This window comes from Micropruina sp., assembly GCF_027492755.1.
In the GTDB taxonomy this organism is placed as follows: Bacteria; Actinomycetota; Actinomycetes; order Propionibacteriales; family Propionibacteriaceae; genus Micropruina.
In genome coordinates this window covers 1-4995 of sequence record NZ_JAPUED010000241.1, presented here as the reverse complement: position 1 = coordinate 4995, position 4995 = coordinate 1, and the positions used below count along the sequence as shown (strand labels likewise).

The following is a 4995-nucleotide window of genomic DNA, read 5'->3' as shown; positions in this document are numbered from 1 at the left end:
CCAAACTGGGAACCGTGGCGGAGTGTCAAATACGGGCCTGGTTCTCGATCTGGATCGCCCCGGCCGCCGTGAAGAGCTTCTTGATCAGGTAGTTCTCTTCGTTGTCGAGCGTCGCGCCGCCCAGCGAGGCGATGCCCATGGTGCGGCGCAGCGGGCGTCCGTGCTCATCGGTGTCCTGCCACCAGCGCCGGCGCGACTCGATGAACCGATCGGCGATCATCTCGATCGCACGATCCAGCGACAAGCTCTCCCACTCCGTGGCGTACGGCGCCCGGTAGCGGATCTCGATCTGGCGTCCCGGCGCGTTCACCAACTGCTCGCTGGCCGACCCCTTCGGGCACAGCCGGCCGCGCGAGATGGGCGAGTCGGGATCGCCCTCGATCTGGATGACCTTCTCGTCCTTGACGTAGACGCGTTGGCCGCAGCCGACCGCGCAATAGGGACAGACGCTCTGCACGACCCGGTCGGCGGTGGCCGTCCGCGGGGCGATGGACTGCGTCTTGTGCGACGTCACGGCCTCGCCTCGTCCGAGCTTGTCGGACGAGGTGAGCTGCCGGATTACCGGCCACTCCAACGGGATGAACCGCGCCATGGATCGCACGATAGTCCAAACAGCTGTCACAGGGCAGAGGCCGAGGGGATGAGACATCGGACACGCCCGGTCGCTCTTGGGGCCGCCACCTCGACGCGATCGTCGATCTGTACGCCGACCGCTACCCGACGAGCTGAGCTGAGGACGGGACTCCCCGCTCGCGCAGCACCAGCACGAGCCCGAAGCCGAGCAGCACGGCGTCCTGCATCACGAAGAAGAGGATCGCGGGACCCGCGGTGATGCGGCCGGCGAAGTCGGTGACGGCGTGCAGCAGCATGAGCGGGAGGATCGAGCCGATCCGTCGGCGCAGCGCCGCATAGCCGACGCCGAAGCAGAACGCGCCCCACACTTGCGCGAGCACGAGCCCGGCGTTGTCGCGGTACAGCAGGTTCACGAGATGACTGAGCCCGAACAACGCGGAGGTCACGAGCACCGCGACGAGCGGACGGCTACGCTCCAGCGCCCGCAGCGCCATGCCGCGCCAGAGAAGCTCCTCCGTGAAGCCGGTGAGCAGGTAGCCGGCGGCGAGGATGCCGAACGCTGCGGCCGGAGGCCATTGAACGCCCCACAGCAGCGGCGCCCCGGCGATCACCGCGGGCGTGGCGAGCAGCCACGGCTGCCGGACCTGACGGTGCATGCCGAGATCCCGCCAACTGCCGAACCACGGCCTGACCAGAACCGCCACGACGGTGAGCAGTGCCACGCCGAACAGGGCGCGCACGAGCGGGTCGGCGACGAGCGGTGCGGTGACGATCCCGACGGCAGCGGTCAGGCACACGACGCCGGCGAACAACCCGCCGACCGTGCGCAGCCCGCACACCACCGGCGCGCTGGCGCGATCCCCCACGGCGTTCATGCCGTCACCAGCCGAGCGCGCGGATCGTCGTGACGTAGATCGGCACGGCAGCAACGGACATGTCCCGATCGTCGCCCCCAGACCCTCCTCGCGCATCGGAGACCGGTTTGATCCTGGTCATCCACCCCAGGGTGGAGTTCAGGGGCAAGCCACGCCGATGCGGGGGCTGTCAGCCGCGATCGGACTTAGACCCTGCCAGTCCGCGGAGGAAGTTGATGACGCCGAGGACCAGGAGCGAGATGCCCACGAGCCACCACAGGAACAGCGCTCCCCACAGCGGGCTCGTCACCAAGGTGACGCCGGCGATGATCGAGATGATGGCGAAGACGATGGTGAGAATACGCGAGCCCTGATTGCCGCCGAGGGTGAACAGTGCGGTGAACCCTTCGATGATCCACATGATTCCGACCATCACGGTGACGAAGATGGCGAGAAAAGCCGCCGACTGCTGCAGTTCGGAGAATGCGACGATTCCGGCGACGATGTAGAGCAATCCGAGAAGAACGTGTCCGATCCTGGCGCCGACGCCCATCTCTTTGGCGAAGATGGACATGAACACATAGGTGAGCCCCGCGACAAGGGCCCACGCGGCGATCAGCATCGTCACCGCGACAGCTGCCTTTGTCGGCCAGGAGAGAACGGCGATACCGAACAGCACACCGACCACCCCGCCGACCATAAGAGCGACACGGGTACTTCGAGATGCCGTGGTCACATTGGTTGAAGACACGCCAAACTCCCTTTTTATGAATCGAGTTCTGCTCGTGTGGGTTCGAGTCAACACTCAGCTTACGTGCCGAGATCGCCACCATTCAGCGAGAAACAGCCCCTAGATATAGGGGATTTCGAGCCCGATCGAGGGGATCTCGAGCAGGGTGCGGACGCCCGGCGGGGGTCCTTGATGCACCCCCCGCCGCGGGGAGGAGGGACAGGGGAGACGGCCCGAACAGGTCTTGCCAGCGGTATAACATTGATATATACCAGTGTTATGGCACCTACTGCATACGGCCGTGCAGCCCGGGACGGGAATCCGCTGCCGGGCCTCCTCGCCGACATCGGGCTGCCGCTGGTCGGCTACTACGCCCTCCATTTCGCCGGCGCCTCCGATCAGCTCGCCCTGCTCACCGCAGGCCTGGCTGCCGGCGTCCGGCTGGCCTGGGTGGCGATTCGGCAGCGACGACTGACTTGGTTCGCGGGCATGATGCTCGCCGTCTTCGGGGTCGGCTTCGCCCTGGCCTTCGTCGGCGGCGATGCTCGCTGGATACTTCTCAAGGATTCGGCCGGGACGGCGACGATCGGCGCGATGTTCTTGCTCAGCCTCGCTTCACGGCAACCAATGACGCTGTCGGCAGCACAGTCGTGGAAGCCTGGGCGGGCGGCCGAGTTGGACGAGCTCTACCGGACCGTGCCGGCTGCGCGCCGGGCGTTCCGGGTCAGCACCGTAGGTTGGGGTGTTGGGTTGGTGGCGGAATCACTGCTGCGCATTCCGATGGTCGCGGTGCTGCCGATCGATTGGGCGGTGGGTCTCTCCACTCTGTGGATGACCGTTGGCCTGACCGGACTGGGCGTCTGGAATGCCGTCTACATCGCCCGCGCCGCGCGCCGCACTCCCGAACTGCATCCGCTGCTGCCGGCGGGCTGGCCTAGCGCAGCCGGACCGAGGGCCCCCGCGAAGGTCGCATCGCAGAGTTCCGCGCCGGAGTTGGAGCACCGATGATCGAGGAGTTCGGAGCAGCGGACGGCGTGCCGTGCCTCTACTTCCACGGGACCAACTCGGGGCCCGCCGAGGCGGCGTTGCTCGGGGACGCCGCCCAGCACCGCGGCGTCCGGCTGATCTCGGTGCCTCGCCCGGAACCGGTGGCGCAGCCGACCACCGAGGAACACCCATTGGTCGCCTGGGGTCGCCGGCTGGGCCTGACCGCCGACGAACTCGGGCTCGGACGCTTCGTGGTGGCCGGCTGGTCGGCGGGCGCCTCACTCGCCCTGGCTTGCGCACACGCCCTACCCGGACGAGTCAGCGGCGCGGCGCTGATCAACCCTGCGCCGCCCGCGGGCTCCTCCGGACTCAACCGTCAGCAGCGTGCGATCACGTTCTGCTGCCGACATGCGCCGTGGCTGATTCGCCGGGTGCTCGCTCCCCTGCTGGCCCGGGCCTCAGGTGTCGCCGCCGAGCACCTGGACGACCCGCGAGCGCAGTCGCGGGCACTCGCGCTGTTCCCGCGCGCCGACCGCGGGTTGCTGCGTGCCGTGCTGGAGGACCCCGTCCAGCGGCGGATGCTGGGCGCCATGTCCGCCCAGAGCGCCGCCGCTGGTCCCGGCGCCATCGCCTCCGATCTGCTCGCCGTGTGGGGACCCCGGGGCTGGGGCTTCGACCCGTGCGGTGCCGTCGGCCCTCTGCACGCTTTCGCGGGCGACCAGGACGCCTCCGCGCCGTTCGTCCGCATGCTCGCCCGACACTCACCGCAGGTCTGCGCACACCGCTTCCCGGGCGACCACTACGGCTTCCTGGACGAGGCCGTCCGCGACGAGATCTGTCTCGCTATCCGCCAGCAGCACGACGACTCCCGACCGGTCGCGGTACCGGCGTCGACCAGACGAAGTGGCCCACCTCGCCCGACTCGACGGCGGTCAGTCGGCCAGGGCTGGGCGGATCTCCCGCACCGCGTCGATCGGGTTCACGTGCCGCCCTCCTGGGCGATCCGGGCCGCGGCGGCGTGGGCGGTGATCGGGTCGAGGTAACGTCCGCCCCGAACCAGGGGCCGGCCATCGCTCGCGATCCGGTAGATCAGCGGATGGCCGGTGGGGATGTTGAGCGCCTGCACCTCGGCGTGGGTCAGCGCGTCCAGGACGACGCACAGAGCGCGCAGCGAGTTGCCGTGGGCAAGCACCAGCGCGCTCCCGTCGCGGCGCAGCGCCGGTTCGATCTCGTCACGCCAGACCGCCCCGACCCGGACGACGACGTCGGCGAGCGCCTCGGTCAGCCCCAGTGCCGCCGGCGCGTCCCCGAGGGTCGCGCGCTGCTCGTCCGACATCGGCGGCGGGGCCACGTCGACCGAGCGCCGCCAGGCGAGGAACTGCTCCTGGCCGTACTCGGTCAGCACGCTTTGCTTGGTGCGGCCGGTGAGCGCGCCGTAGTTGCGTTCGGCCAACCGCCAGTCCCACACCGTGTTGCGTGGTGGACGACGCAGCTCGGCGGTCAGGATCGCCGCGGTCTCGCGGGCCCGGCGCAACGGCGAGCAGAACCATGCCGGTGGGGCGAGGCCCACATCGTTGAGCATCCGTGCCGCACGAGCGGCCTCAGATCGGCCGCGATCGGTCAGCGGGACATCGAGCAGGCCGGTGAACAGGCCGTCCGCATTCGCCTGACTCTGGCCGTGGCGGACGAGCACCAGTGTGTTGCCGGCTTCGGCAGCCGTCGACGTCCCGGGCAATCTGACACCTCTCCTCTCGACAAGCTCGCCCAACGATATTCACATTCAGCGATCCAACTGGAGTCGCGACCAGGCCACCCAGGTCAGAGCGGCGAAGATCGCCGAGACGGCCACGG

At 68.8% G+C, this 4995-nt stretch carries 5 protein-coding genes and 1 pseudogene; 2 read left to right on the top strand and 4 right to left on the bottom strand.

The window, feature by feature from the left end; translation table 11 throughout:
* Window positions 1-28: 28 nt before the first annotated feature.
* The 3 genes and pseudogenes from Q0066_RS16515 to Q0066_RS16505 all read right to left on the bottom strand — a co-directional run.
* Window positions 29-592: pseudogene (locus tag Q0066_RS16515) on the bottom strand (formate dehydrogenase); the annotation flags it as partial.
* 121 nt (window positions 593-713) lie between these two features.
* On the bottom strand, window positions 714-1448 hold the full coding sequence (locus Q0066_RS16510) for a CPBP family intramembrane glutamic endopeptidase (protein WP_298134993.1): 735 nt from the start codon (window positions 1446-1448) through the stop codon (window positions 714-716).
* Between the two features lie 169 nt (window positions 1449-1617).
* Window positions 1618-2178 carry a DUF308 domain-containing protein gene (locus Q0066_RS16505; RefSeq protein WP_298134991.1) on the bottom strand — a complete coding sequence of 187 codons (561 nt, stop codon included), beginning with the start codon at window positions 2176-2178 and terminating at the stop codon, window positions 1618-1620.
* A 258-nt stretch (window positions 2179-2436) separates the two neighbouring features.
* Here Q0066_RS16505 and Q0066_RS16500 point away from each other — a divergent pair, with 258 nt between their 5' ends.
* Window positions 2437-3165: a VC0807 family protein gene (locus Q0066_RS16500; RefSeq protein WP_298134990.1), complete on the top strand. Its 729-nt coding sequence runs from the start codon at window positions 2437-2439 to the stop codon at window positions 3163-3165.
* Window positions 3162-4187 carry an alpha/beta hydrolase gene (locus Q0066_RS16495; RefSeq protein ID WP_298134989.1) on the top strand — a complete coding sequence of 342 codons (1026 nt, stop codon included), beginning with the start codon at window positions 3162-3164 and terminating at the stop codon, window positions 4185-4187. The genes Q0066_RS16500 and Q0066_RS16495 overlap by 4 nt, the downstream gene beginning before the upstream one ends.
* Here the strand turns inward: Q0066_RS16495 and Q0066_RS16490 are convergent.
* The gene (locus Q0066_RS16490) at window positions 4124-4879 is read right to left on the bottom strand and encodes a 2,3-bisphosphoglycerate-dependent phosphoglycerate mutase (RefSeq protein ID WP_298134988.1); all 756 of its coding nucleotides are present in this window, start codon (window positions 4877-4879) and stop codon (window positions 4124-4126) included. The genes Q0066_RS16495 and Q0066_RS16490 overlap by 64 nt on opposite strands.
* Window positions 4880-4995: the final 116 nt, after the last annotated feature.

Coding starts and splice junctions, on each gene's coding strand:
- Q0066_RS16510 (WP_298134993.1), bottom strand. CDS start 1,448: ATGAACGCCGTGGGGGATCGCGCCAGCGCGCCGGTGGTGTGCGGGCTG.
- Q0066_RS16500 (WP_298134990.1), top strand. CDS start 2,437: ATGGCACCTACTGCATACGGCCGTGCAGCCCGGGACGGGAATCCGCTG.
- Q0066_RS16495 (WP_298134989.1), top strand. CDS start 3,162: ATGATCGAGGAGTTCGGAGCAGCGGACGGCGTGCCGTGCCTCTACTTC.